The organism is Selenomonas timonae (genome assembly GCF_014250475.1).
Classification (GTDB): domain Bacteria; phylum Bacillota; class Negativicutes; order Selenomonadales; family Selenomonadaceae; genus Centipeda; species Centipeda timonae.
This window is the reverse complement of sequence record NZ_CP060204.1, coordinates 1,089,739-1,112,209: the sequence shown is the minus strand read 5'-3', so window position 1 is coordinate 1,112,209 and position 22,471 is coordinate 1,089,739. Positions and strand designations below refer to the sequence as shown.

General features: G+C 57.4%; 30 protein-coding genes and 1 riboswitch. Of the genes, 5 read left to right on the top strand and 25 right to left on the bottom strand.

Annotated features, from left to right (window positions below; genetic code table 11):
• Nucleotides 1–241: 241 nt before the first annotated feature.
• Nucleotides 242–1,441: a glycosyltransferase gene (locus H1B31_RS05210; RefSeq protein WP_185981145.1), complete on the bottom strand. Its 1,200-nt coding sequence runs from the start codon at nt 1,439–1,441 to the stop codon at nt 242–244.
• Between the two features lie 194 nt (nt 1,442–1,635).
• On the opposite strand from H1B31_RS05210, the gene H1B31_RS05205 reads away from it, so the two are divergent.
• From H1B31_RS05205 to H1B31_RS05190, 4 genes are all read left to right on the top strand, one after another.
• Entirely contained in the window at nt 1,636–1,908 is a 273-nt protein-coding gene (locus tag H1B31_RS05205; protein WP_185981144.1) for a hypothetical protein, read from the top strand.
• Nucleotides 1,909–1,992: 84 nt separating this feature from the next.
• The gene (locus H1B31_RS05200) at nt 1,993–2,709 is read left to right on the top strand and encodes an SIMPL domain-containing protein (RefSeq protein WP_185981143.1); all 717 of its coding nucleotides are present in this window, start codon (nt 1,993–1,995) and stop codon (nt 2,707–2,709) included.
• Complete coding sequence (locus H1B31_RS05195) at nt 2,696–3,832, top strand: acyltransferase (RefSeq protein ID WP_185981142.1); 1,137 nt, start codon at nt 2,696–2,698, stop codon at nt 3,830–3,832. The genes H1B31_RS05200 and H1B31_RS05195 overlap by 14 nt, the downstream gene beginning before the upstream one ends.
• Nucleotides 3,833–3,932: 100 nt before the next feature.
• Nucleotides 3,933–5,561, top strand: a complete 1,629-nt coding sequence (locus H1B31_RS05190; protein ID WP_185981141.1) for an IS1182 family transposase — start codon at nt 3,933–3,935, stop codon at nt 5,559–5,561.
• Between the two features lie 187 nt (nt 5,562–5,748).
• On the opposite strand, the gene H1B31_RS05185 is transcribed toward H1B31_RS05190, so the two are convergent.
• From H1B31_RS05185 to H1B31_RS11440, 9 genes are all read right to left on the bottom strand, one after another.
• Nucleotides 5,749–6,882: an amidohydrolase gene (locus tag H1B31_RS05185; protein ID WP_185981140.1), complete on the bottom strand. Its 1,134-nt coding sequence runs from the start codon at nt 6,880–6,882 to the stop codon at nt 5,749–5,751.
• 80 nt (nt 6,883–6,962) lie between these two features.
• Nucleotides 6,963–8,147 carry a methionine adenosyltransferase gene (gene metK / locus H1B31_RS05180; RefSeq protein ID WP_185981139.1) on the bottom strand — a complete coding sequence of 395 codons (1,185 nt, stop codon included), beginning with the start codon at nt 8,145–8,147 and terminating at the stop codon, nt 6,963–6,965.
• A 91-nt stretch (nt 8,148–8,238) separates the two neighbouring features.
• A riboswitch (SAM riboswitch) is annotated at nt 8,239–8,344 on the bottom strand.
• Nucleotides 8,345–8,403: 59 nt separating this feature from the next.
• Nucleotides 8,404–9,621 (bottom strand): bifunctional phosphopantothenoylcysteine decarboxylase/phosphopantothenate--cysteine ligase CoaBC, encoded by a 1,218-nt coding sequence (gene coaBC / locus H1B31_RS05175; RefSeq protein WP_185981138.1) that lies wholly within the window; start codon nt 9,619–9,621, stop codon nt 8,404–8,406.
• 1 nt (nt 9,622) lies between these two features.
• The gene (gene rpoZ / locus H1B31_RS05170; protein WP_009441244.1) at nt 9,623–9,853 is read right to left on the bottom strand and encodes a DNA-directed RNA polymerase subunit omega; all 231 of its coding nucleotides are present in this window, start codon (nt 9,851–9,853) and stop codon (nt 9,623–9,625) included.
• Nucleotides 9,854–9,870: 17 nt separating this feature from the next.
• Nucleotides 9,871–10,464 (bottom strand): guanylate kinase, encoded by a 594-nt coding sequence (gene gmk / locus H1B31_RS05165; protein ID WP_185981137.1) that lies wholly within the window; start codon nt 10,462–10,464, stop codon nt 9,871–9,873.
• Entirely contained in the window at nt 10,461–10,709 is a 249-nt protein-coding gene (locus tag H1B31_RS05160) for a DUF370 domain-containing protein (protein ID WP_009441246.1), read from the bottom strand. The genes gmk and H1B31_RS05160 overlap by 4 nt, the downstream gene beginning before the upstream one ends.
• Before the next feature lie 2 nt (nt 10,710–10,711).
• Nucleotides 10,712–11,593, bottom strand: a complete 882-nt coding sequence (locus H1B31_RS05155) for a YicC/YloC family endoribonuclease (RefSeq protein WP_185981135.1) — start codon at nt 11,591–11,593, stop codon at nt 10,712–10,714.
• Nucleotides 11,590–12,429: a diaminopimelate epimerase gene (gene dapF / locus H1B31_RS05150; protein ID WP_185981134.1), complete on the bottom strand. Its 840-nt coding sequence runs from the start codon at nt 12,427–12,429 to the stop codon at nt 11,590–11,592. Before dapF ends, H1B31_RS05155 begins: the two co-directional genes overlap by 4 nt.
• A 221-nt stretch (nt 12,430–12,650) precedes the next feature.
• The gene (locus H1B31_RS11440; RefSeq protein WP_226372154.1) at nt 12,651–12,800 is read right to left on the bottom strand and encodes a secretion protein HlyD; all 150 of its coding nucleotides are present in this window, start codon (nt 12,798–12,800) and stop codon (nt 12,651–12,653) included.
• Nucleotides 12,801–12,900: 100 nt separating this feature from the next.
• Here H1B31_RS11440 and H1B31_RS05145 point away from each other — a divergent pair, with 100 nt between their 5' ends.
• Nucleotides 12,901–14,658 carry an Rqc2 family fibronectin-binding protein gene (locus tag H1B31_RS05145; protein WP_185981133.1) on the top strand — a complete coding sequence of 586 codons (1,758 nt, stop codon included), beginning with the start codon at nt 12,901–12,903 and terminating at the stop codon, nt 14,656–14,658.
• A gap of 117 nt (nt 14,659–14,775) precedes the next feature.
• Here H1B31_RS05145 and rplQ read toward each other — a convergent pair whose 3' ends face one another.
• The 15 genes from rplQ to rpsH form a co-directional block, all read right to left on the bottom strand.
• A complete protein-coding gene (rplQ, locus tag H1B31_RS05140; RefSeq protein WP_006694683.1) occupies nt 14,776–15,108 on the bottom strand; it encodes a 50S ribosomal protein L17 in 333 nt (110 codons plus the stop codon).
• Nucleotides 15,109–15,127: 19 nt separating this feature from the next.
• Complete coding sequence (locus H1B31_RS05135; protein WP_185981132.1) at nt 15,128–16,087, bottom strand: DNA-directed RNA polymerase subunit alpha; 960 nt, start codon at nt 16,085–16,087, stop codon at nt 15,128–15,130.
• Nucleotides 16,088–16,137: 50 nt separating this feature from the next.
• The gene (rpsD, locus tag H1B31_RS05130; protein ID WP_185981131.1) at nt 16,138–16,731 is read right to left on the bottom strand and encodes a 30S ribosomal protein S4; all 594 of its coding nucleotides are present in this window, start codon (nt 16,729–16,731) and stop codon (nt 16,138–16,140) included.
• Nucleotides 16,732–16,751: 20 nt separating this feature from the next.
• Nucleotides 16,752–17,144 (bottom strand): 30S ribosomal protein S11, encoded by a 393-nt coding sequence (rpsK, locus tag H1B31_RS05125; protein ID WP_006307536.1) that lies wholly within the window; start codon nt 17,142–17,144, stop codon nt 16,752–16,754.
• Nucleotides 17,145–17,159: 15 nt separating this feature from the next.
• Nucleotides 17,160–17,528: a 30S ribosomal protein S13 gene (gene rpsM, locus H1B31_RS05120; RefSeq protein ID WP_006307537.1), complete on the bottom strand. Its 369-nt coding sequence runs from the start codon at nt 17,526–17,528 to the stop codon at nt 17,160–17,162.
• A gap of 14 nt (nt 17,529–17,542) precedes the next feature.
• Complete coding sequence (gene rpmJ, locus H1B31_RS05115) at nt 17,543–17,656, bottom strand: 50S ribosomal protein L36 (RefSeq protein WP_006307538.1); 114 nt, start codon at nt 17,654–17,656, stop codon at nt 17,543–17,545.
• 95 nt (nt 17,657–17,751) lie between these two features.
• Nucleotides 17,752–17,970: a translation initiation factor IF-1 gene (gene infA, locus H1B31_RS05110; RefSeq protein ID WP_006307539.1), complete on the bottom strand. Its 219-nt coding sequence runs from the start codon at nt 17,968–17,970 to the stop codon at nt 17,752–17,754.
• An 18-nt stretch (nt 17,971–17,988) separates the two neighbouring features.
• Nucleotides 17,989–18,633: an adenylate kinase gene (locus H1B31_RS05105; protein ID WP_066846732.1), complete on the bottom strand. Its 645-nt coding sequence runs from the start codon at nt 18,631–18,633 to the stop codon at nt 17,989–17,991.
• A gap of 18 nt (nt 18,634–18,651) precedes the next feature.
• A complete protein-coding gene (gene secY / locus H1B31_RS05100) occupies nt 18,652–19,908 on the bottom strand; it encodes a preprotein translocase subunit SecY (RefSeq protein WP_185981130.1) in 1,257 nt (418 codons plus the stop codon).
• Between the two features lies 1 nt (nt 19,909).
• Nucleotides 19,910–20,353: a 50S ribosomal protein L15 gene (rplO, locus tag H1B31_RS05095; RefSeq protein ID WP_185981129.1), complete on the bottom strand. Its 444-nt coding sequence runs from the start codon at nt 20,351–20,353 to the stop codon at nt 19,910–19,912.
• 19 nt (nt 20,354–20,372) lie between these two features.
• Nucleotides 20,373–20,558, bottom strand: a complete 186-nt coding sequence (gene rpmD, locus H1B31_RS05090; protein WP_006692907.1) for a 50S ribosomal protein L30 — start codon at nt 20,556–20,558, stop codon at nt 20,373–20,375.
• Nucleotides 20,559–20,573: 15 nt separating this feature from the next.
• A complete protein-coding gene (gene rpsE / locus H1B31_RS05085) occupies nt 20,574–21,080 on the bottom strand; it encodes a 30S ribosomal protein S5 (protein WP_006694691.1) in 507 nt (168 codons plus the stop codon).
• A 12-nt stretch (nt 21,081–21,092) separates the two neighbouring features.
• Complete coding sequence (gene rplR / locus H1B31_RS05080; RefSeq protein ID WP_006694692.1) at nt 21,093–21,452, bottom strand: 50S ribosomal protein L18; 360 nt, start codon at nt 21,450–21,452, stop codon at nt 21,093–21,095.
• 21 nt (nt 21,453–21,473) lie between these two features.
• Nucleotides 21,474–22,025, bottom strand: a complete 552-nt coding sequence (rplF, locus tag H1B31_RS05075) for a 50S ribosomal protein L6 (RefSeq protein WP_006307546.1) — start codon at nt 22,023–22,025, stop codon at nt 21,474–21,476.
• 22 nt (nt 22,026–22,047) lie between these two features.
• Nucleotides 22,048–22,446 (bottom strand): 30S ribosomal protein S8, encoded by a 399-nt coding sequence (gene rpsH, locus H1B31_RS05070; protein ID WP_006307547.1) that lies wholly within the window; start codon nt 22,444–22,446, stop codon nt 22,048–22,050.
• Between the last annotated feature and the right edge of the window lie 25 nt (nt 22,447–22,471).

Genomic DNA, 22,471 nt, shown 5'->3' with positions numbered 1-22,471 from the left:
AGTATGCAATTCCAAACTGTGAATATAGTACACCAAAAATGACAAAAAGTCAAAAGCAAGTTATTCGCTGCAATCATTGAGGAAGCACTGATAAATTCAGCTACGCCATCTTGACGCATCTTTTTTGCCCGTACTGTGCCCGCGATCCTCCACATAGCCCTTGCTATGCGTCCGGTTTGCCTCCTTGTTCGGACGAAAAAATCTACGCCAATCTGACGGACTTCATTTTATCAGCGATTCCCTAACTTTGGATTTTAGAGGAATCATGTGGGGCAGCAACCTCACGCATCAGATTCTCCCACTTTGTCCAGATGATCTCGGGTGCATAGGCGCGCATGGAGCCACGTGCCGCTGCGCCCATCCGTACGCGGAGATCGCGGTCACGCATGAGGAGCGCCATACGTTCTGCAAGCGCATCTGCACCGTCTGCCGCAAGGAGTCCGTTATCGCCGTCACGAATCAGCTCGTTGACGGCGACACAGTTCCGATAGCCGACGACAGGAAGTCCCATGCTCATCCCCTCGGCGAGGGAGAGTCCGAAGGCCTCGTAGGCGCTCGGCATGACATAGAGATCGGCATCGGCGAGCACGGCGGGCACATTCATTGTTGTACCGCAGAACAAAATGCGCTCTGCAAGCCCTGCTCTTTCGATCATCGCCTGTAACTCTTTTTGATACCGCTTGTCGTCCTCTGCGCCCCAGAGTTCGAGCGTCCAGTCGGGGAACTCTGCGGCAATCTTGATGAACGCCTCGATGAGCAGATGCGGTCGCTTGTGGTTACGTACCATGCGCCCGACAAAGATGATTTTGTATTTTTCTTTTTCGCGCTGCAGATCCGCTTGTTCCTCATACTGTGGGACAACGTTGCCGATGACCTCGACGCGTGCCTCAGGCAGATGTGCCTTCAGATGCTCCGCAAAGCTCGGCAACAGCACCTGACAGACGGCACTCAGAGAGAGTGAGGGGAGCTCGGCGGTCGGATATGTGTGAAAATAGTCCTCGGGGTCGCCGTGCGACATCGTGATGACAGGGATCTTCGTATGCAGATCTGAGAGCAGGCTCTTTGCCGAGGCGGGCTGAAAGGAAATAATCACCTCGGGCACTGTCTCCTCGAGGATGGTCTGCACATGAGGCAGCAGATACTTCTCCGTAAAGTCATTGTTCACGGCGCGCCCGGCCTTTTGACTGAATGCGCGTAGAATCTCCCGCCGCACCTTGTAGCTCAGGGAATAGAGATGCGTCTGCCCACGAAAGTGGCGCAGATTGTAGGCCGTGACGCGCGGATCGAGCGGGTAGAAGAAGTCGCCCTCGCGGTCATCGCTGTAGGCTGTCGTCACCGCATGACCGCGCCGCACCATTTCGTTGGCAAATGCCACATTCACCTTGGCAAGACCGCCGCTGTCCCCGACCATCTTCGCAAAATTCGCCAGCAGTATACGCATCGCGGTACTCCTATCCGTTCTGTCCGTCTTGTTGTCATTTATTTTAACAAATTCAACATCCAATCGCAAACCCTCATGAGAATTTCTTTGTGGAAACGGGACGGTTCTCCTATTTGCAATTCGTGTACTTTTCGATTATACTCGAGCAGGTAATTGTTACCATTTTATGGTTTATGGGAAAGGGAGATATGATTATGGATCAGGAACAGAATGTACAGAAGCCGCAGACAATCATTGTGAAGTCGACGAAGAATGTCGGGCTTGCGGCAGGGCTTGCGCTCTTCTTCGGGCCGCTCGGCATGTGCTACTCAACACTTAAAGGTGCACTTGTGATGTTCATTGTCAATGTCGTGGTCGGCTTCCTCACGCTCGGCATGGGATGCCTCCTCACGCTCCCGATCTGCGCGATCTGGGCGTATATTGCGGCAAAGAAGTACAACGAGGAGCTGCTCGCGGGAGCCGCCTAATTCCATTCTCATTCATCTTCTGTGAGCGTATGCTATAATAAAATATAGTTTTATTAGCTACCATCAGGAGATTGGAGGATTTCTATGAAGCGTATTTCATTGGGATCGCTGGTATGTGCAGCGATTTTCGCGCTCGCGATCGTCCTGCCGACGGGTACGGCTGCGGCAGAGGAGATGATGCCGACACTCACGATGAATGGTTTCGGTGTTGCACGTATGGCGCCCGATATGGCTGAGGTCACGTTGGGCGTTATCACGGAGGCAAGGGACGCGGCAAAGGCGCACGCGGACAATGCAGCACAGGCGACGCAGGTACAGTCTGCACTAAAGGCACTTGGCATCGCAGAGCGCGATATTCAGACGACGCGCTATGATTTCTCCCCGATCTACGACGTAAAGGACAACGGGCGCAGCGTCACGACGGGCTACACAGTGACGAATGCAGTCGTCGTCAAGGTGCGTAATCTCACGAATGTGGGCAAGGTGATTGACACGGCACTCGCAAACGGCGCGAATCGCGTGGATTCCCTCGAATTCTCGGCGAGCGATCCGAGTGCGGCAAAGAACGCCGCGCTTGCCGATGCCGCGCGTGATGCACGCAGCAAGGCGGATGCCGTGGCACGTGCGCTCGGCGTACGTATTGTCCGCATTCTGAATGTCCACGCAGATACGCAGTCCCACACGTCGCACAACTATATGCCCATGATGATGGCAAAGGAGGCGTACGATGCCGCGACGCCCATTACGGCGGGCGAACTTTCCTTCGAGGCTTCGGCGAGCATCACCTATGTCATCGAGTAAACGGGGGCGGGTGTCCGCCGTTGAGGCGATTCGCGGCATCTCCATGATGGGCGTGATTGGCATTCACATCGGCGCGGAGTACCTCGCGAATCCATCGCCCAACATTCATCTTGTAGCGCTTTTTGACATCGGCACGCGCTTCAGCGTGCCGATTTTTTTCTTTATCTCGGCGTTCGGACTGTTCTATGGACAGTCGCCCTCCGCTCCCTTTTCCTATCGGGATTTCCTCGTGCGACGTGGACGCGCGGTCATGATCCCCTACCTCGTATGGTCGCTCTTCTACCTGATTCATGACGCATACGCCTACGGAGTCGGCTTTCCGCCACTCACCGCGCTGCCGGGCATCCTCTTTTTCGGAAATGCAAAGTACCAACTCTACTTCATGGTGATCCTGATCTGGTTCTACCTGCTGATGCCGCTCTGGCGGATCCTGCTCGCACGTATGACGCTGCCGTTGCTCGCCGTGATCCTGCTCGTACAGATTGGATTCGACTACTGGTCGAGCTTCAGCACGGCATTCAATCTCTACGTCTACGGGCTGCCCGAAGGGACGCTGCTGCGTGCCCTGCTGTTCTACCGACTGAACTACTGGGTGATGCACTACGTCTTTATCTTCCTGCTCGGTGGGTATGTCGCGCTCCATTTCGATGCGTTCCGTGCATGGATGGAGCGCAATACAGCGCGGCTCTATGCGCTCGGCATCGTCAGTCTCGGCGCACTCCTCGCGTGGTACTACAAGCTCATCCTCGTGGACGGATATACACCGCTCGAGGGCATCTACACAGCGCATCAGCTCTCGCCGCTCGGCATCTTCTACACGATCGGCGCAACGCTTGCACTCTTTGCGTTCTTTACCCGTCTCGGGACGGAGAATGCCCTCGGGCGTGCGTTCCAACTCCTCGGAAAACACTCCTACTTCATCTATCTCGCGCATCCCGTTGCGATCACCTATCTGCTGATGATGATTCATGGCGCGGGCTATGTACTGACTGCACCGATTGCGCTCTCCATGTATATGGCTACGCTGCTCCTCACGCTGTTAGCAGCTGTGATAGTGCGAAAGATCGGTGAGCGCATTCCGGTTGTGAATGAACTGACGATTGGGCTGAAACCAAAGAAATAAAAATAGGGGCTGTTGCACGAAACCAACGTGCAGCAGCCTCAAATTTTGTGCAAAAAACCCAGAAGCCGGTGTTTTCAAACACCGGCTTCTGGCGTAAAATATGAGTATGCAACAAATTTTACATAAGGATTATACATCCTACGGAGGCACATTTCAACCCAGCCTCCCCCTCAACTTTGAATTTCAAATCAAGAAGGACGATCCCGTTCGCCTCCTGCTCCACTGCATCCATCAAATGGATCTTACACCACTGTACAGGAGCTTTCGGCGTGCCGAGCGGAATCTCGTATCACCGCATCAGCTGCTTGCCATCCTCATCTACGCATACATGAATCAAATCTACAGTTCCCGCCGCATCGAGGAGGTATGCCTAAGGGACATCCACTTCATGTATCTGCTCGAAGGGCAACCCGCACCGGATCACACAACCATTGCCCGTTTTCGCAGGGATCACTTTGCCCCCTGCGCCAAGGAGATTCTGGCACAAATGGCACAGTTTCTTGCATCCGTTGGAGCCATCTCGTTTGAGAACCTCTTTGTCGACGGTACAAAGATCGAAGCCGTTGCGGGCAAGTACACCTTCGTTTGGAAAAAAGGCGTTGCAAAGAACCGTACCAAACTCATGGAGAAACTCGACACCTTTCTTGCCGGCGTAGAAAAAGAGTTCGGTATTCACCTGCGCCGTGGCTCTGAGATTCGCCTGCACCATCTGAAACGTCTGCGCCGACGTTTGAAACGCATCCAAAAAGAGCAAAACATCATCTTCGTTTACGGGAGTGGAAGACGAAAGACCGTGCTTCAGCGTACCATGGAGTCATTGGACTGTTACGGCAGCCGTCTGAAGGACTACACAGAGAAACTGCACATCTGTGGGGAGCGCAACAGCTTTTCCAAGACAGATTATGAAGCAACCTTCATGCGGATGAAAGAAGATGCAATGAAGAACGGTCAGTTAAAGCCGGCATATAATCTGCAATATGGCGTGGAGGCATCCTTTATCGTATGGGCAGGTGTTTACCCGAACCCAACAGATACACGGACACTCATCCCGTTTTTGGAGGATTTTCATGCACACATCGGAAAAAGGAGCCGAAAACTCGTCGCCGATGCAGGATATGAGAGTGAGGAGAACTACCTGTATTTGAGGGAAAAGGGACAGGCCTCCTACATCAAGCCGAACAACTACGAAGTGAGCAAGAAGCGCAAATGGAAGCAGGACATCGGGCGGCGGGAGAACATGAACTACCTTGCGGCGGAGGATGTCTACCGGTGCGCTGAGGGGCGGCGACTTGTTGTGACGGGGACGCGCAGGACAAAGAGTGCGCGCGGGTATGTGAGCGAAAAGACCATGTACACGTGTACCGACTGCAACGGCTGCGAAAGAAAGAAGCAGTGCATCCATGGCAACCACAGCAAGATACCAATGGAGGAACGAACCAAGAGATTGGAGGTTGCCAAGGTCTTTCAACGAGAGCGTGCAAAGAACCTTGCACGGACCAAGAGCACGGAAGGAATCGTCCTGCGGATGAACCGCAGTATCCAAGCAGAGGGTGTCTTTGCACAGATCAAGGGAGCCTTTGGATTTCGCCGCTTTCTTACGAGGGGGCGTGCGAATGTCTTGGGTGAGACGATTCTGCTGGCACTGGCACACAACGTCTTCAAACTGCATCAAAAGATACAGAGCGGCACGTTGGAGCGGCATCTGGTATCATTGAGAGAAGCGGCATAAGAAGACGTTGGAAAGAAACCAATAAGGGCACACGAATAAGGGCGAGTATTGCAATCGTCCTTATTCGTGTGCCCTATTTCTATAGAGGTACAAGTTTTCATCACCGTTGTTTCGCCGATCTGCCCCTATACGAAAAGATGGACTGTTGCACAAAGATAAATTTACCTTCGTGCAACAGCCCCTATTTTTATCTCAGCCGCCGCAACGCCTCCTCCGCCATGCACGCAAGATAGTGTGCCGTCTGCGGGATCGCGGCAGGGTCGACCGCGAATTTCGGATGATGGTTCTCGGGGGAGAGTCCTGTGCCGACGAATGCAAAGCAAGTCTCCATCGCTTCCTGATAGTAGGCGAAGTCCTCGCCCGCCATCCACGGCATGGCATCCACTACAGCAAAGTCCTCCTCTGCCGCCGTCTCCCGCGCGAGCGTGTTCCAACGCTCCGTATTCACAACAGCGGGCGGCCCTGCCGTCCATGTGACCTCTGCACGTCCGCCGAATGCTGCCGCAATCCCCTCGGCAAGTGAGGCGACGCGCTCCTTCACGAGCGCACGGTCATCCGCGTCAAAGAGGCGTATCGTCCCCTCCATCCATGCCCGCTCGGGCAGGACGTTCCACGTCGTCCCTGCCTCGATATGCGTCACGCTAACGACGGCGGGGCGCAGGGGGCTGATGTTCCGCGCCGCAATCGTCTGCGCCGCCGTCACAAACTGTGCCGCCATGACGATGGGATCACAGCCGCGATCCGGCTGTGCCGCGTGCGTGCCAACACCGTGGAATGTGATCTCGAATTTATCCACGGATGCCATCATGCCGCCCGTGCAGAGTCCGAGCGTGCCCACTGGGTAGATGGGACGCGCATGAATGCCAAAGATCGCCGCAACATCGGCGAGCGCGCCTGTATTGAGTACGGTACGCGCACCGCCCGGCGCTTCCTCTGCTGGCTGACAGACGATATAGACCGTACCCGCAAGCTCTGCCTCACGCTCCTTGAGAAGGAGCGCCGCCGCGAGTACCGACGCCATGTGAAAGTCATGCCCGCAGGCGTGCATCTTTCCCTCGTACTGCGAGCGATACGGCAGGTCTGTCTCCTCGTGAACAGGCAGCGCGTCGATATCCGTGCGCAGGGCGACGATGGGCTTTCCCGTGCCGATCGCAGAGATCAGACCCGTTGCAAGCGGCAGATCAAGTACACGAATCCCTGCATGTTCAAATGCTGCACGCAGGCGCGCCGTCGTCTCGAACTCCTCATAGGCAAGTTCGGGATGTGCGTGTAGCCACTCGAATTCACCACGCGCAAAATCCATGATTTCCGTCTCTGTCATATGTCACCTCGTTTCATAAAGGAAAGGCTGCCGCCGAATAAAATTTCGTGCGACAGCCTTATTTTATTCTGCTGTACGGCTTACAGCCCCGCTTCCTTCTTCAGCAGCTCTGCCTTATCCGTATTCTCCCACGGCAGATCGACATCCGTGCGGCCGAAATGTCCGTACGCCGCCGTCTGGCGATAGATGGGACGGCGCAGGTCGAGCATCTTGATGATGCCCGCAGGACGCAGGTCGAACGTCTTCTGCACGAGCGCGACGATCTTCTCATCGTCGATCTTGCCCGTGCCGAACGTGTCCACCATGATGGAGACGGGATGCGCCACGCCAATCGCGTACGCAAGCTGAATCTCAACGCGATCTGCAAGCCCTGCTGCAACAATGTTCTTCGCAACATAGCGCGCCGCATACGCCGCACTGCGGTCAACCTTCGTGGGATCCTTGCCCGAGAACGCACCGCCGCCGTGACGTGCCCAGCCGCCATATGTATCGACGATGATCTTGCGCCCCGTGAGCCCCGAGTCGCCGTGCGGACCGCCGATGACGAACTTGCCCGTCGGGTTGACGAAATACTTCGTCTCCGCGCGCAGCAGCTCCGCCGGAACAATCTCCTTGATGACCTTCTCGATCATATCCTTGCGGATCGTCGCGAGATCGACATCCTCGTCGTGCTGCGTCGAGATAACGACCGTGTCGACATAGACGGGCTTGCCGTCCTCATAGGCAACCGTGACCTGCGTCTTGCCGTCGGGACGCAGATACTTTAGCGAGCCGTCCTTGCGCACATCCGTGAGGCGGCGCGCAAGCTTATGGGCAAGCACCGTCGTGAGCGGCATATACTCAGGCGTCTCGTTCGTCGCATAGCCGAACATCATGCCCTGATCGCCCGCGCCGATTGCGTCAGCCGCATCCATATTGCCCTCGCGGGACTCAATCGCCTGATTGACGCCCTGTGCGATGTCCGGCGACTGCTCGTCGAGCGAGACAAGGATGCCGCAGGTATCAGCGTCAAAGCCATAGCTTGCATTCGTGTAGCCGACTTCGCGCACGGTCTGACGGATGATCTTCGGAATATCCGCATAGCAGGTCGTCGAGATCTCGCCGACCACATGTGCCTGTCCTGTCGTGACAAGCGTCTCACACGCAACGCGCCCCTGCGGATCCTGCGCGAGAATCGCATCCAGAATGCTGTCCGAAATCTGATCGGCGAGCTTATCCGGATGCCCCTCAGTGACAGACTCAGATGTAAAAAGCATCTTCTTCATTTGGAACCTCCCTTAGTTCGTAAAAACTTTGAAATCCTCATCCGCATAAGAAAAGCCTCCCCGCTAAGATAAGGGAGGCTTTTTACTGCCGCTCTCATCTCATAGGCGCTTCGCCTAAAGGAATTGGCACCGTTGGCGCAGTCGCCATGGTTGCCGCAGCTTCATCGGGCCATTCCCTCCACTGCTCTGGATGAGGTATATTCTCTTCTATACGTCGCATTGTAACGAATGTATGGGGCGTTGTCAAGGGCTATTTTCACACATTCTTCTCATTTTTGTTTTTCAGCGCTTCCTCCAGCCGATCCAATATCACACCCGCAAGCGCGGATTTCGCCATCAACGGGTGATCCTCTGCGCGCCCGTCCGCAAAGAAAATCTGTACGTGATTCGTCGGAACACCAAAGCCCGCATCCTTCTCCGCGACATTGTTCGCGACGATAAAGTCGAGGTTCTTCTTTGCGAGTTTCCCGCGCGCATACTCCGCGACATTCTGCGTCTCTGCCGCAAATCCAACGAGAATCTGATGCCGTTTCTTCTGCCCGAGCTCATAGAGGATGTCGGGATTGCGCGTGAGGGTCAGCGTGAGTTCGCCGTCCGACTTCTTGATCTTGTGCTCCGCCGTCTCTGCAGGACGGTAATCCGCGACTGCAGCCGCCTTAATGACAGCATCCATACTGTCGTACTCCGCGAACACCGCCGCATGCATATCGCGCGCACTGCGCACATTGACGCGCCGCACACCCGCAGGTGTCGCAATCGGTGTCGGCCCTGCAACGAGCACAACCTCTGCACCACGCCGTGCCGCCTCGGCGGCGACCTCGAAGCCCATGCGTCCCGTCGAGCGATTACCAAGGTAGCGCACAGGGTCGAGCGGCTCCTCCGTACCCGCCGCCGTCACGAGGATGCGACGCCCCGCAAGGCTCTGCGCACTCGCAAAATACGCCTCGACGATGCGAACGATTTCCTCAGGTTCGGGCAGACGTCCCGCGCCCGTTGTGCCGCAGGCAAGCTGTCCGACGGCGGGCGGGATGATCTGCGTGCCGCGCTCTGTGAGGCGGCGTACGTTCTCCTGCGTGACGGAGTTCTCCCACATGCCCGTATTCATCGCGGGCGCAATGACGAGCGGTGCGCGCGTGGCGAGCACACTCGTCGTCAGCATATCATCCGCAATGCCCGCCGCCGCCTTTGCGATGAAGTTCGCCGTCGCGGGCGCGACGAGGACGAGTTCTGCGAACTCTGCGAGGGCAATGTGCTCGACGTGATGATGTGGCTCGCCCCACATCGTCTCTGCGACAGGCGCACCTGTGATCTCACGGAATGTGAGCGGCGTGACAAAGGAGCACGCCGCCCGCGTCATGATGACGCGCACGTCTGCTCCCGCCTTTTTGAGGCGGCTCGCAATCTCGACCGCCTTGTATGCGGCAATGCCGCCCGTCACACCGAGGACGATGCGCCGCCCTGTGAGTACTCCCACGTCAGACGCTCTCCTTGCAGAGGTCATAGCTGATCTTGCCCTCTGCGATCTCCTCAAAGGCATTCGTCACATTCTTCGTCGAGCGTGCACGCTCGGACTTCACGGGGTCACCCTCGAGCAGCTGCCGCGCACGCTTTGCCGCGAGCACAACCACGCCGTAGCGGCTGTCCACCTTCGTCAGCAGCTCATCCGTCGAGGGATTCACCATACCGATTTCCACATTCGTCTTCATTGCTGTACCTCTATCTTTCAAATTTCAAACTGCTCAGGATCCATATCCGCACGCAGGCGCTCCGCCGCAAGGATCGTCTGAATCCGATCCGTCGCTGCCTCCACCGTATCGTTCAGCACAGCGTAGCGATAACGCTTGCCGAGCTGTATCTCATCACGCGCCGCCGCAAGACGCCGCGCGAGGCTCTCCTCCGACTCCGTCCCACGCCCCGTAATGCGACGCTGCAATTCTTCAAGCGAGGGCGGCAGGAGAAAGATGAACGTCCCGTCAGGGCAGCGCTCCATCACATTCAGCGCCCCCTGCGTGTCGATCTCGAGCAGGATGTCCTCCCCCGCCGCGCGGCGTTCCTCAATTGGGGCAAGCGGCGTGCCGTAGTAGTTGCCGTACACATCCGCGTACTCGAGGAATTCCCCCGCCGCAATCATCGCCTCGAACGCTTCGCGCGTGCGGAAATAGTATTCGCGCCCATCCATCTCACCCTCACGCGGCGCGCGTGAGGTTGCAGAGACGGAATAGGCAATGCCTGCCTCACGCGTGAGCAGCTCCTTGCAGACCGTGCCCTTGCCCGTGCCGGACGCACCCGAAATCACAATGAGAAGTCCCTTTTTCACTCTGCGTCCTCCTTCGTTGTCATGCGTCCCGCAATCGTCTCCGGCAGGAGCGCCGAGAGCACAATGTGACCGCTGTCCAGAACGATGACGGCGCGCGTCCGCCGCTTGTACGTTGCGTCAATGAGACGCCCCACATCACGCGCATCCTGCACCATGCGCTTTGCGGACATGGAAGTCGGCGCAACGATGGCGACCATGCGCCCCGCGAGGACGATGTCGCCGAATCCGATATTGACCGTCTCCATGCTCACTCCAAGTTCTGTACCTGCTCACGCAGTTTCTCGACCTCGTTCTTCATCGCGACAACGATCTGCTGTGCGGCAGCATTGTTCGCCTTCGAGCCAATCGTATTCGTCTCACGATTGATCTCCTGCAGGAGAAAGTCCAGCCGTCGCCCAACGGGCTCCGCCTCGGCGAGAATCGCGCGGAACTGGGCGAAATGGCTCGCAAGCCGTACGAGCTCCTCCGTGATGTTCACACGATCGGCATAGAGTGCCGCCTCCTGCACGATACGTGTTTCATCGGGCGTGACTTCCTTGAACTCCGCAAGCACCTCCGCGAGATGCGCACGGTAGTCCGCGACAATCGTGGGCGCGATCTCCTTCACCTGCATCCGCTGATCTTCGAGGCGTGCAAGGCGCTTCTCAAAGTCGCACGCGATATGCGCGCCCTCGGCGAGCCGCATCGCATCGAGCGCCGCAAGTGCCTGCTCTGTGGCATCCAGAAATACCGCGCGCCCCCCCACGATATCCGCCTGCTCACGCACCGAGATCACGCCCTCATACTCCGCTGTCATCCGCACGCCGTCATTCAGCGGTGCATCCACCGCGCGGGCGACCTTTCCGAGTGCCGCATAGTACGCACGCGCCAGTCCCTCATTGACATGGACATCGTACTGCTTTTCACTGCGATCCTCGAAGTTCACATAGATATCGAGCTTACCGCGGGCAACACGCGTGCGGATGAGATCACGCAAATCGTTCTCCCACGCGCCGAACGCGCGCGGCATGTGCGGTGCAATCTCAAGGAATCGTTGATTGACCGCCTTGATCTCAACCGTGACACGGTAGTCTGCTGTCTCCGCCGTGCCCGCACCGTAGCCCGTCATGCTCCTGCGCGGCGCACTCATAGCGAACCCTGCCATATACCCGTAAAGACCGGCTCGGCGGGTCCCGTCATAAGGATATGCCCGTCCGCACGCCACTCCACATGAATGATTCCGCCGTCGACCTCAATGTCCGCCGCACGGTCAAGCACATCGTTCAGCACGCCCGCCGTCAGCGTCGCGCACGTTCCTGTCCCACACGCGAGTGTAATGCCCGCGCCGCGCTCCCAGACGCGCATGCGCGCATGCGTGCGGCTCTTCACCTCGACAAACTCCGTATTGATCTTGCGCGGAAATGCAGGATGATTCTCGAACTGCGCCCCCAGTTCCGAAAGAGGGAAACCCTCTGCATCGTCCACAAAGATCACGCAATGGGGATTGCCCATCGACACACAAGTCATTCTATACTCCGTGCCATCGACCATGAGCGGCTGCGCGATAACACGTTCCGCACCGAAGCCCGCTACGGGGATTTTCTCCCCTTCGAGCACAGGCCCGCCCATATCCACCTCGACCGCCGTCACTGCACCGTCCTGCGTGATCACGCGCGGCACCATCGTCCCCGCGAGCGTCTCAATCGTGAACTGCTGCGTTTTCATGCGCCCATAGTCATAGAGATACCGCGCGAAACAGCGAATCCCGTTCCCGCACATCTCCGGCTCCGTTCCGTCCGGATTGAACTCGCGCATCCGCACATCCGCCGTCTCCGAGGGGCAGACCACCATCAGACCATCCGCACCGATGCCGAAATGCCGATCGCACATCTTCACCGCGAGTGCCGCAAAGTCAATCGGCTCTTTATCCAGGAAGTCCACGACCACGAAATCGTTGCCGCAGCCCTGCCATTTTGTAAACTTCATCTATCACACCGCCTTGCTGCACGTATTGTACTATGAAATCCCCGCGCGTGCAAGGCGCAACGCTTGCCTATTGTATGATTGACGTGTATAATTTTCTGTAGAGTATAAAAGATTACGGAGTACCAAAGCGAACCCTAGTGAAGCAAGTGAGTAAAGCGCTCGGTACGCCCCGTTGGAGTTCTTTCGTTCAAGCGAAGCGCGTTTAAGAACTCCGACGGTATTTAAGGAAGCACTGATAAATTCAGCCGCGCCGTCTTAGCACATCTTTTTCGCCCTGTCTGTGTCGACAAATCCTCCACATAGCCCTTGCTATGCGTCCGGTTTGTCTCCTTGACAGGACAAAAAATCTGCACTAATCCGACGGACTTCATTTTATCAGCGATTCCTTAAGCGTACAAGAGCGCGATCACTTGCGCAACGAGGCGTTCGCGTGGCATCCGTATGACGTTTAGAATATAAAGAGGTACTACTATGAGCCTTGACGGCTTCTCCATGTCCGCCCTCGCACGTGAACTCGCGGACGCACTCACGGGCGGGCGCATCGATAAAATTAACCAGCCAAATAAGCAGTCCATCGTCCTTTCCGTGCGCCAGCCGGGGGAAAACCTGCTTCTCTATATCAACACCAACGCAAGCAATCCATCCGCACATCTCATCGAGAATGCACCCGAGAATCCAGCCGAGCCGCCAACCTTCGTCATGCTCCTCAGGAAACAGCTCGAAACGGGACGCATCGCCGCCGTGCGGCAGGAGGGACGCGACCGCATCATTCACCTCGACATCGACGTAATCGCGGGCGGCGGGCGCATCACAACGCGCACCCTCACCCTCGAACTCATCGGCAAATACAGCAACATCATCCTCCACGAGGACGGTATCATCACCGAGGCTCTGCGCCGCATCGGCGAGAATACGAGCCGCGTGCGCACCGTCTTCAAGGGCATTCCCTATACCCTCCCGCCCGTACAGGACAAATATGATCTCTTTACGGCAGACATCGCAGACATTATCACACGCATACAGTCGGACAGTGAGGCAAAACTCTTTCAAGCCCTTATTGGCTCTGTCCTCGGCTTTGGTCCCATCTCAGCAAAGGAGATCTGCTTTCTCGCGGGACTTGCACCGAACATCAGCGTCTCCGAACTGGACGCTGCGGACTTTGCCGAGATTTCCCACGCACTCAATGAGCTGCGTACATGGATGAAAGAGCCTGTTCCCTCCCTGCGTCTTGAGGAGAACGGCAAAGTTACGGCGATGGCGGCATTCCCCCTCAGCGAACTTCCCAATACCCAGCGCAGCTCCTATCGCACGCTCAGTGCACTGATGATCGACGCAGACAAACGCCTCGGCAGCTATGTCATCCCCGACCGCGAACGCTTTCGTCGTCTCGTGCGCACCGAGCTCGCGCGCGCACGAGAGAAATATGACAAGCTTGGCGCAGAGATTGCGGCGGCTGAGAATGCCGAGGAACAGAAAATCTATGCCGACAACCTGATGACCTATCAGTATCAGTACAGTGACCACGCCGACGATGAAATCACCGTCCCGAACATCTACAGCGAGACAGGCGAAACACTGACGATTCCACTTGACCGCCGCATCGGCATCATCGCAAATATGCAGGCGTACTACAAGAAATACGACAAGCTGAAGCGTGCCCAACAGCTGCTCGCCGTCCAACAGGAGCACTGCATGGCGAACATCCGCCACCTTGAGAGCATCGAGGCATCCCTTGACTCCTCCACGCGTCTCGCCGAGATCGCAGAGATACAGGACGAGCTGATTACCTCGGGTTACCTCCACGAAAAACTGCCAAAGCGCAGCAAAGACCGCCGTGCGCATCCGTTCTCCTTTACCGCCCCCGATGGCAGCATCATTCTCGTCGGCAAGAACAATGTCCAGAACGACACACTCACATTTAAGACCGCCACCCCCACAGACGTATGGCTGCACGTCCGCGACATTCCCGGCTCGCACGTCATTCTGCGGACAAACGGAGACGAGCCGAGTGAGACATCCCTCCACCTCGCCGCGCAGATTGCCGCACATTTCAGTAAGGCGCGCGGCTCCTCGAACGTCCCCGTCGACTACACCACCGTCCGCTTCGTCAAGAAGCCCTCGGGTGCCGTCCCCGGCTTCGTCCGCTTCATCAACGAAAAGACACTCTTCGTCACCGAGGACGAGGATGTGCTTGCGCCGATTCTTGCACAGGATCCGACAGTGGGATAGTTTGGTATAGTTGGCACAGGCGCCCCTTCCACCGCTATCGCGGTCCCCCTCCCCCGTGTCGCACGGGAGAGACCATATAAAAAAGACCGCCCGCAGGCGGTCTTTTTGTGTGTCAGATCAAACGAGCTCGATGATGGCCATCGGGGCAGCATCGCCGCGACGGGGGCCGAGCTTCAAGATGCGGGTGTAGCCGCTCTTGCGATCCGTATACTTCTCTGCGATTTCACCGAAGAGCTTGCGCACGACATCCTCTTCTGCCAGAGCCGCGATGGCCTGACGACGCGCACTGAGGTCGCCGCGCTTGGCGAGCGTGATGAGACCATCGGCGAGAGAGCGGAGCTCCTTTGCCTTTGCCTCGGTCGTCTCAATGCGTCCATACTTGAAGAAGGATGTGAGGATGCTCCTGAGGAGAGCCTTGCGGGCCGCGGAATTGCGTCCGAGCTTTCTCATGTGTTTCCCACTCCTATCGTTATTCGTTTTCCTGTCTCAAGGAGAGTCCAAGCTCCTCAAGTTTTTTCTTCACTTCATCCAGAGATTTGCGCCCGAGATTGCGTACCTTCATCATGTCGTCCTCGGTCTTCTGCGCGAGATCGGCAACGGTGTTGATGCCGGCGCGCTTGAGGCAGTTGAAGGAACGGACGGAAAGATCCAGATCGTCGATGGTCATCTCGAGCACCTTGGCGCTGTCGTCGACCTCTTCGGGCGGGAAGTTCGGGACTTCCTCCTCCTCCTCGATGACCGTGCCGTCCATGTTCTGGAACAGACGCAGGTGCATGACGAGGATGGCAGCCGCCTTGCTCACGGCTTCCTCCGGACGGATGGAGCCGTTCGTCCACACGTCGAGGATGAGGCGGTCGTAGTCGGTGACGTTGCCGACGCGCGTGTCCTCTACCGTGTAGTTGACGCGCTGGACGGGGGAGAAGATGGAGTCGATGGGGATGACGCCGATGCTGTCATCCGCCTTCTTGTTCTTGTCCGCCGCCACATAGCCGCGCCCGCGCTCGACGGTCATCTCGATCTTGAGCTCGCCCGTCGCATTCAGCGTTGCAATGTGAAGATCGGGGTTCAGGATCTCGATGTCGCTGCCGCATTCGATGTCGGCTGCAGTGACCTCGCGCTCCCCCTCCGCCTCGATGCGGATGGTATGCGGCTCGCTCCCCTGCATGCGAATGCAGAGCTGCTTGAGTGCCAGTACGATGCTCGTCACATCATCCCGTACGCCCGGGATTGTGGAGAACTCGTGCAGCACGCCGTCGATTTGGATGGAGGTGACCGCCGCTCCATCCAGTGAGGAGAGCAGCATACGCCGCAGACTGTTGCCGAACGTCGTGCCGTAGCCCGGCTCGAGTGGCTCGCAGACGAAACGCCCGTAGCGTCCGTCCTCGCTGATCTCTGCGATCTCGATTTTCGGTTTCTCGATATCTGTCATCTATGTGCCTCCTCCATAATAAACGCGTAATGCAGACACATTCACATTCATTATTTGGAGTAGAGTTCGACGATGGCCTGTTCATTGACCGGAACGTCGATTTCCTCACGATGGGGGAAACGTGTGACCGTGCCCGTCAGGTTTGCCTGATCGGCGGTCAGCCATGCAGGTGCGGAAAGGGCATTGCTGCTCTCCTTCAGCTCCTTGAAGAACGCGCTCGCGCGGCTCTTCTCGGCGACCTCGATCACGTCGCCCTCGCGGACGAGTGCGGAGGGGATGTCAACGCGCTTGCCGTTCACGGTGAAATGACCGTGACGGACGAGCTGACGTGCCTGACGGCGCGTGTTGGCAAGCCCGAGGCGGAAGACGACGTTGTCGAGACGGCGCTCGAGGAGGCTCAGCAGGTTCTCACCTGTGACGCCTGCCATCTTCTTCGCCTTGTCATAGTAGCCGCGGAACTGACGCTCAAGGACACCGTAGATGAACTTTGCCTTCTGCTTTTCCTTGAGCTGGAGTCCGTACTCCGAGACCTTGCGGTTCGTGCGGCGCAGCTGACGCGTCGACTGACGCGAGCGGCCGAGGGTCGCAGGCTCGAGTCCGAGTGCGCGGCAGCGCTTGAGGACTGGTACTCTATCGATTGCCATGTTGTTTCATGCACCTCCTGTTAGACGCGGCGACGCTTCGGCGGACGGCATCCGTTGTGCGGGATGGGAGTCACGTCTTTGATCATATTGACTTCGAGACCCGTAGCCTGCAGCGAGCGGATTGCTGCCTCACGGCCTGCACCAGGACCCTTGACATAGACTTCGACGGACTTCAGGCCGTGCTCCATCGCAGCCTTTGCAGCCGTCTCTGCAGCCATCTGTGCTGCAAACGGCGTGCTCTTGCGCGAGCCACGGAAGCCGAGACCGCCGGCGCTCGCCCACGAGAGGGCATTGCCGCTCTTATCGGTGAGCGTGACGATCGTGTTGTTGAATGTCGAGCTGATGTGTGCAACGCCCGACTCTATGTTCTTGCGAACTTTTTTCTTGGAACGTGTTGTTTTCTTAACAGCCACCTCTACGAGCCTCCTTTACTTTTTCTTGCCTGCAACGGCCTTCTTCGGGCCCTTGCGCGTGCGCGCATTGTTCTTCGTGTTCTGTCCGCGGACAGGCAGGCCGAGACGGTGGCGGCGGCCACGGTAGCAGCCGATATCAACGAGACGCTTGATGTTCATCTGAATTTCGCGGCGAAGGTCGCCCTCCACCACGGCGTTCTTGTCGATGGCATCACGAAGTCTGACGACTTCATCCTCCGTGAGGTCGCGCGTACGGGTATCGGGATTGACGTTTGCGATCGCGAGCAGCTTCTTCGCGGTCGTCAGGCCAATGCCGTAGATGTACGTCAGGGAAATCTCAATTCTCTTGTCACGGGGCAAATCTACACCGGCAATACGTGCCATAAGTGCACCTCCTTTTATCCTTGTCTTTGTTTATGCTTGGGGTTCTCGCAAATGACCATGACACGGCCCTTGCGCTTGATGATCTTGCATTTCTCGCAGATTTTCTTGACAGACGGTCTTACCTTCACTGCGCTTGCCTCCTTCCGTCTCCTTACATTCAAGGTTCAAGTCGATCTTTTCTATTCTAGCACAGATCATTCTGTCTGGCTAGGTTTTTTCAGGACTATTTGAAGCGATACGTAATACGTCCACGAGTCAGATCGTACGGGGTGAGTTCGATGGTTACCTTGTCGCCCGGCAAAATACGGATGAAGTTCATGCGTATCTTTCCGGAAACATGAGCCAGGACAACGTGTCCGTTCTCAAGTTCGACCTGGAACATCGCATTGGGAAGTTTCTCAACGACTCTTCCCTCTACCTCGATGACATCCTGTTTTGACATACTTCCCTTTCGCTCCTTTTACGCCTCAAGGACGGCGGCGAGATCCGCCTCGACCTTCGCGATGTCCTGTCTGCCGTCGATCTCCTTGTAGACGCCCGCCTTCGTGTAGTAGTCGATGAGGGGGCGCGTGGAGGATTCATAGACGGAAAGACGGCTCTTCATGGTCTCCTCGCTGTCGTCGGCACGCTGATAGGTCGTACCGCCGCAGTCGTCGCAGACACCCTCAACCTTGGTCGGGTTGAACTTCACGTGGAAGGAATGTCCGCAGCTCTTGCAGATGCGGCGTCCGACGGCACGCTCGATGAGATCGGCGGCGGGGACGTTGATGTTGAGGACGCCCGTGAGCGTCAGCCCGTTGTCTGCAAGGATTTCATTGAGTGCATCCGCCTGCTCGACCGTGCGCGGGAATCCATCGAGGATGAATCCCTTCTTGCAGTCGTCCTTACTGAGGCGCTCGCGCACAATGCCGATCGTCACCTCATCGGGGACGAGCTTGCCCGCGTCCATGTAAGACTTCGCCTCTTTGCCGAGCGGTGTGCCCTCTTTCACGGCTTCACGAAACATGTCGCCCGTGGAGATGTGCAGAATACCGTATCGTTTTACGAGGTTTGCCGCCTGGGTGCCCTTGCCGGCACCCGGAGGCCCCATCAAAATGATGTGCATAGTGATCTCCTTACGTCATTATTTCATAAAGCCTTCGTAGTGGCGCATGACGACCATCGACTCAATCTGCTTCATGGTCTGCAGTGCAACACCGACGACGATCAGCAGCGCTGTGCCGCCGAAGTACACGCCCTGAATGTTCGTCGCGCCCGCCACCATGTTCGGCAGCACCGCGATGAATGCGAGGAAGAATGCCCCCGCAAGCGTGATGCGCGTCAGCACGTAGTCAAGATAATCCGCCGTCGCTTGCCCCGGGCGCAGCCCTGGGACGAAGCCGCCGTATTTCTTGAGGTTGTCTGCCATATCGGGGATCTTCACTGTCACCGAAGTGTAGAAGTAGGTGAAGAAGATGATCATGAGGACGTAGAGCGTGGTCTGGAGCGGTTTGCCCCACTCGAGATACGCCGCCGCCGTCTTGACCCACGGCACGTCGATGAACTGCGCGACCGTGATCGGGAACATGAGCACCGACGAGGCGAAGATGATCGGGATAACACCCGCCTGGTTCACCTTGAACGGGATGTGACTCGAGTGCCCACTGCCCACGCGCCCGCCAACGAGGCGCTTCGCATACGTGATTGGGACGCGGCGGAAGCCCGTCTCGATGTGAATGACGAAGACAATCATCGCGAGTGCGATGACGGCAAACGCGAATACACTGAAGTAGCTGATCGTGCCCGCCTTGACGTAGGCGTAGATCGTGCCAATGTTCTTCGGCAGCGCCGCGACAATACCGGCAAAGATGATCAGTGAGATGCCGTTGCCGACACCGTTCGCCGTAATCTGTTCGCCCAGCCACATCAGGAATACCGTACCTGCAGTGAGCGTAATCGCGATGATGAGGATGTTCACGGGGTTCGGGTTGAGGATTGCGCTCTTGAGACCGATCGACATGCCGATCGCCTGGAAGAACGCAAGTGCAACCGTGAGGTACCGCGTGACCTTCGTCGTCTTCTTATGCCCCTCCGCGCCTTCCTTCGACCACTGCTCGAGTGTCGGTACAACGACGTTGAGCAGCTGGATGATGATGGCTGCATTGATGTAGGGCGTGATGCTCATTGCAAAGACGGAGAACTTGCTGAACGCTCCGCCCGAGAAGAGATCGAGCAGCCCGAACAGGGTTCCCTGTGCGAAGAGCTGCTCGATCGCCGTCGGGTCGACGCCGGGCACGGGGATGTGTGTCCCCATGCGGAACACGGCGAACATGATGAGCGTGAATACGATCTTTTGTCTAAGTTCGGGAATCTGGAAGATGTTTCCAAGGGCTTGGAGCACCTTAGATCACCTCGACTTTGCCGCCTGCCGCTGCAATTTTGTCCGCCGCGCCCTGCGTAAAGCCCTGTGCGCGCACGGTGAGGTTCTTCGCCGTGAGCTCGCCGTCGCCAAGGATGCGGATGCCGTCACGGACATTCTTGAGGATGCCTGCCTCAATGAGTGCAACGGGATCAACCGTTGCGCCGTCCTCGAAGCAGTTCAGGCTGCCGACGTTCACCTCGGCAAAGGTCTTTGCCCAGATGTTCTTGAAGCCACGCTTCGGGAGACGACGGTAGAGAGGCATCTGACCGCCCTCAAAGCCGCTGCGGACGCCACCGCCGGAACGGGACTTCTGCCCCTTCATACCGCGCCCCGAGGTCTTGCCAAGGCCGGAGCCGATGCCGCGGCCGACGCGCTTCGTCGTCTTGCGCGCCCCCTCAGCCGGCTGTAATTCATGCAGTTTCATAGATGTTTGCCTCCCCTCTTCAGTCTGCAATCTCTTCCACCGTGATGAGGTGGGAGACCTTGTGAAGCTGCCCACGCACGGCGGGCGTGTCGGGAAGCTCGGTAACGGAGTTGCGCTTGCGCAGTCCGAGCGATTTCACAGTCTTGCGCTGCGTCTCAGGACGACCGATCAAGCTGCGCGTCAGGGTAACTCTGACTTTTGCCATGTTCGTTCCTCCTTATCAGCCAAAAATCTCGCGTACGGTCTTGCCGCGGAGAGCTGCAACATCGGCGGGGTTCTTGAGGCCGATGAGTCCCTCCATCGTGGCACGCACCATGTTGTTCGGGTTGGACGAGCCGAGCGACTTCGTGAGGATGTCACGCACGCCTGCGAGCTCGAGTACCGCACGTGCAGGGCCGCCGGCGATGACGCCGGTACCTTTGGCAGCGGGCTTCAGCAGCACGCGGCCGGCACCGAAGATGCCCGTGATCTCATGCGGAATCGTGCGCTCCTCGCGCAGCGGAACCTCGATCAGGCTCTTCTTTGCGTCCTCGACGCCCTTGCGGATCGCCTCGGGTACCTCAGCGGCCTTGCCCATGCCAAAGCCTACCTTGCCCTTCTTGTTGCCGACGACAACGAGCGCACTGAAGGAGGAGCGTCGGCCGCCCTTGACAACCTTCGATACGCGGTTGATGAATACGACACGCTCCTCAAACTCCGGCGTCTCGTTTTCGTTATGTCTAGCCATGCTTTCCCTCCTTTAGAATTTCAGTCCGGCCTCGCGGGCTGCCTCAGCGAGAGCAGCGACGCGGCCATGGTAGATGTAGCCGCCGCGGTCAAAGACGACCTCGGTGATACCCTTCTCAAGAGCCTTCTTCGCAACAGCGGTGCCGATGGCCTTTGCCGCTTCGACGTTGCCGCCGTACTGGGAGAAGTCCTTATCCTTGGAGCTCGCGGAGACGAGCGTCACGCCCTTTTCATCATCGATGATCTGTGCGTAGATGTTCTTGAGGCTGCGGAATACATTGAGGCGCGGACGTGCCGCAGTGCCTGCAATGTGATTGCGCACGCGCAGATGGCGCTTCTGGCGCGCCTTATTCTTATCCTGCTTGATAAGCACAGTGTGTCACTCCTCTCCTTCTTATTTCTTGCCCTTCGCGCCGGCTTTGCCTTCCTTGCGGCGGATATGCTCTCCGGCGTACTTGATGCCCTTGCCCTTATACGGCTCCGGCTCACGATGTGCGCGGATCTCAGCTGCAGTCTGACCAACGACTTCCTTGTTGATGCCGGAGATCGTGATGACCGTTGCAGAGGGGCACTCGAACGTAATGCCCTCGGGCGGCTCAACGACAACGGGATGCGAGAAGCCGAGCGAAAGGTTAAGGTTCTTGCCCTGCTTTGCCGCACGATAGCCGACGCCGCTGATCTCAAGGGTCTTCGTAAAGCCTTCCGACACGCCGACCACCATGTTGTTGATGAGTGTGCGGGAAAGGCCGTGGAGCGACCTGTGCATTTTATCGTCCGAAGGACGGATGACGGTGACGACACCGTCCTCGACGGTTATTTTCATATCCGGATGGATCTCGCGCGAAAGCTCGCCCTTCGGGCCCTTCACTTTCACGAGATTATCCGCACCGACCGTGACGGTAACGCCAGACGGAATGTGAATCGGTGCTCTTCCAATTCTTGACATTGTTACACCTCCTGCCTGTGCATTACCATACGAATGCGAGCACTTCGCCGCCGAGACCAGCCTTGCGGGCATCCTTGTCGCTCATGATCCCCTTCGATGTGGAGATCACAGAGATCCCAAGGCCGCCGTAGACGCGCGGGAGCGCATCATGCTTTGCATACTGACGAAGTCCGGGCTTGGAAACGCGCTTCAGGCCGGAGATAACGTGCTCACGCTTAGCTCCATACTTCAGCGTGACGGTGAGGACGCCCTGCTTGCCGTCCTCCTGGAAGGAGTAGTCCTTGATGAAGCCTTCCTTTTTCAAGACCTCGGCGATTGCCGTCTTGACCTTTGACCCAGGGATCGCGACGCTCTCGTGGTAGACCGAGTTTGCGTTGCGGATGCGGGTCAGCATATCTGCAATAGGATCAGTCATTGCCATGAATCGATATCCTCCTTTGTTTTGA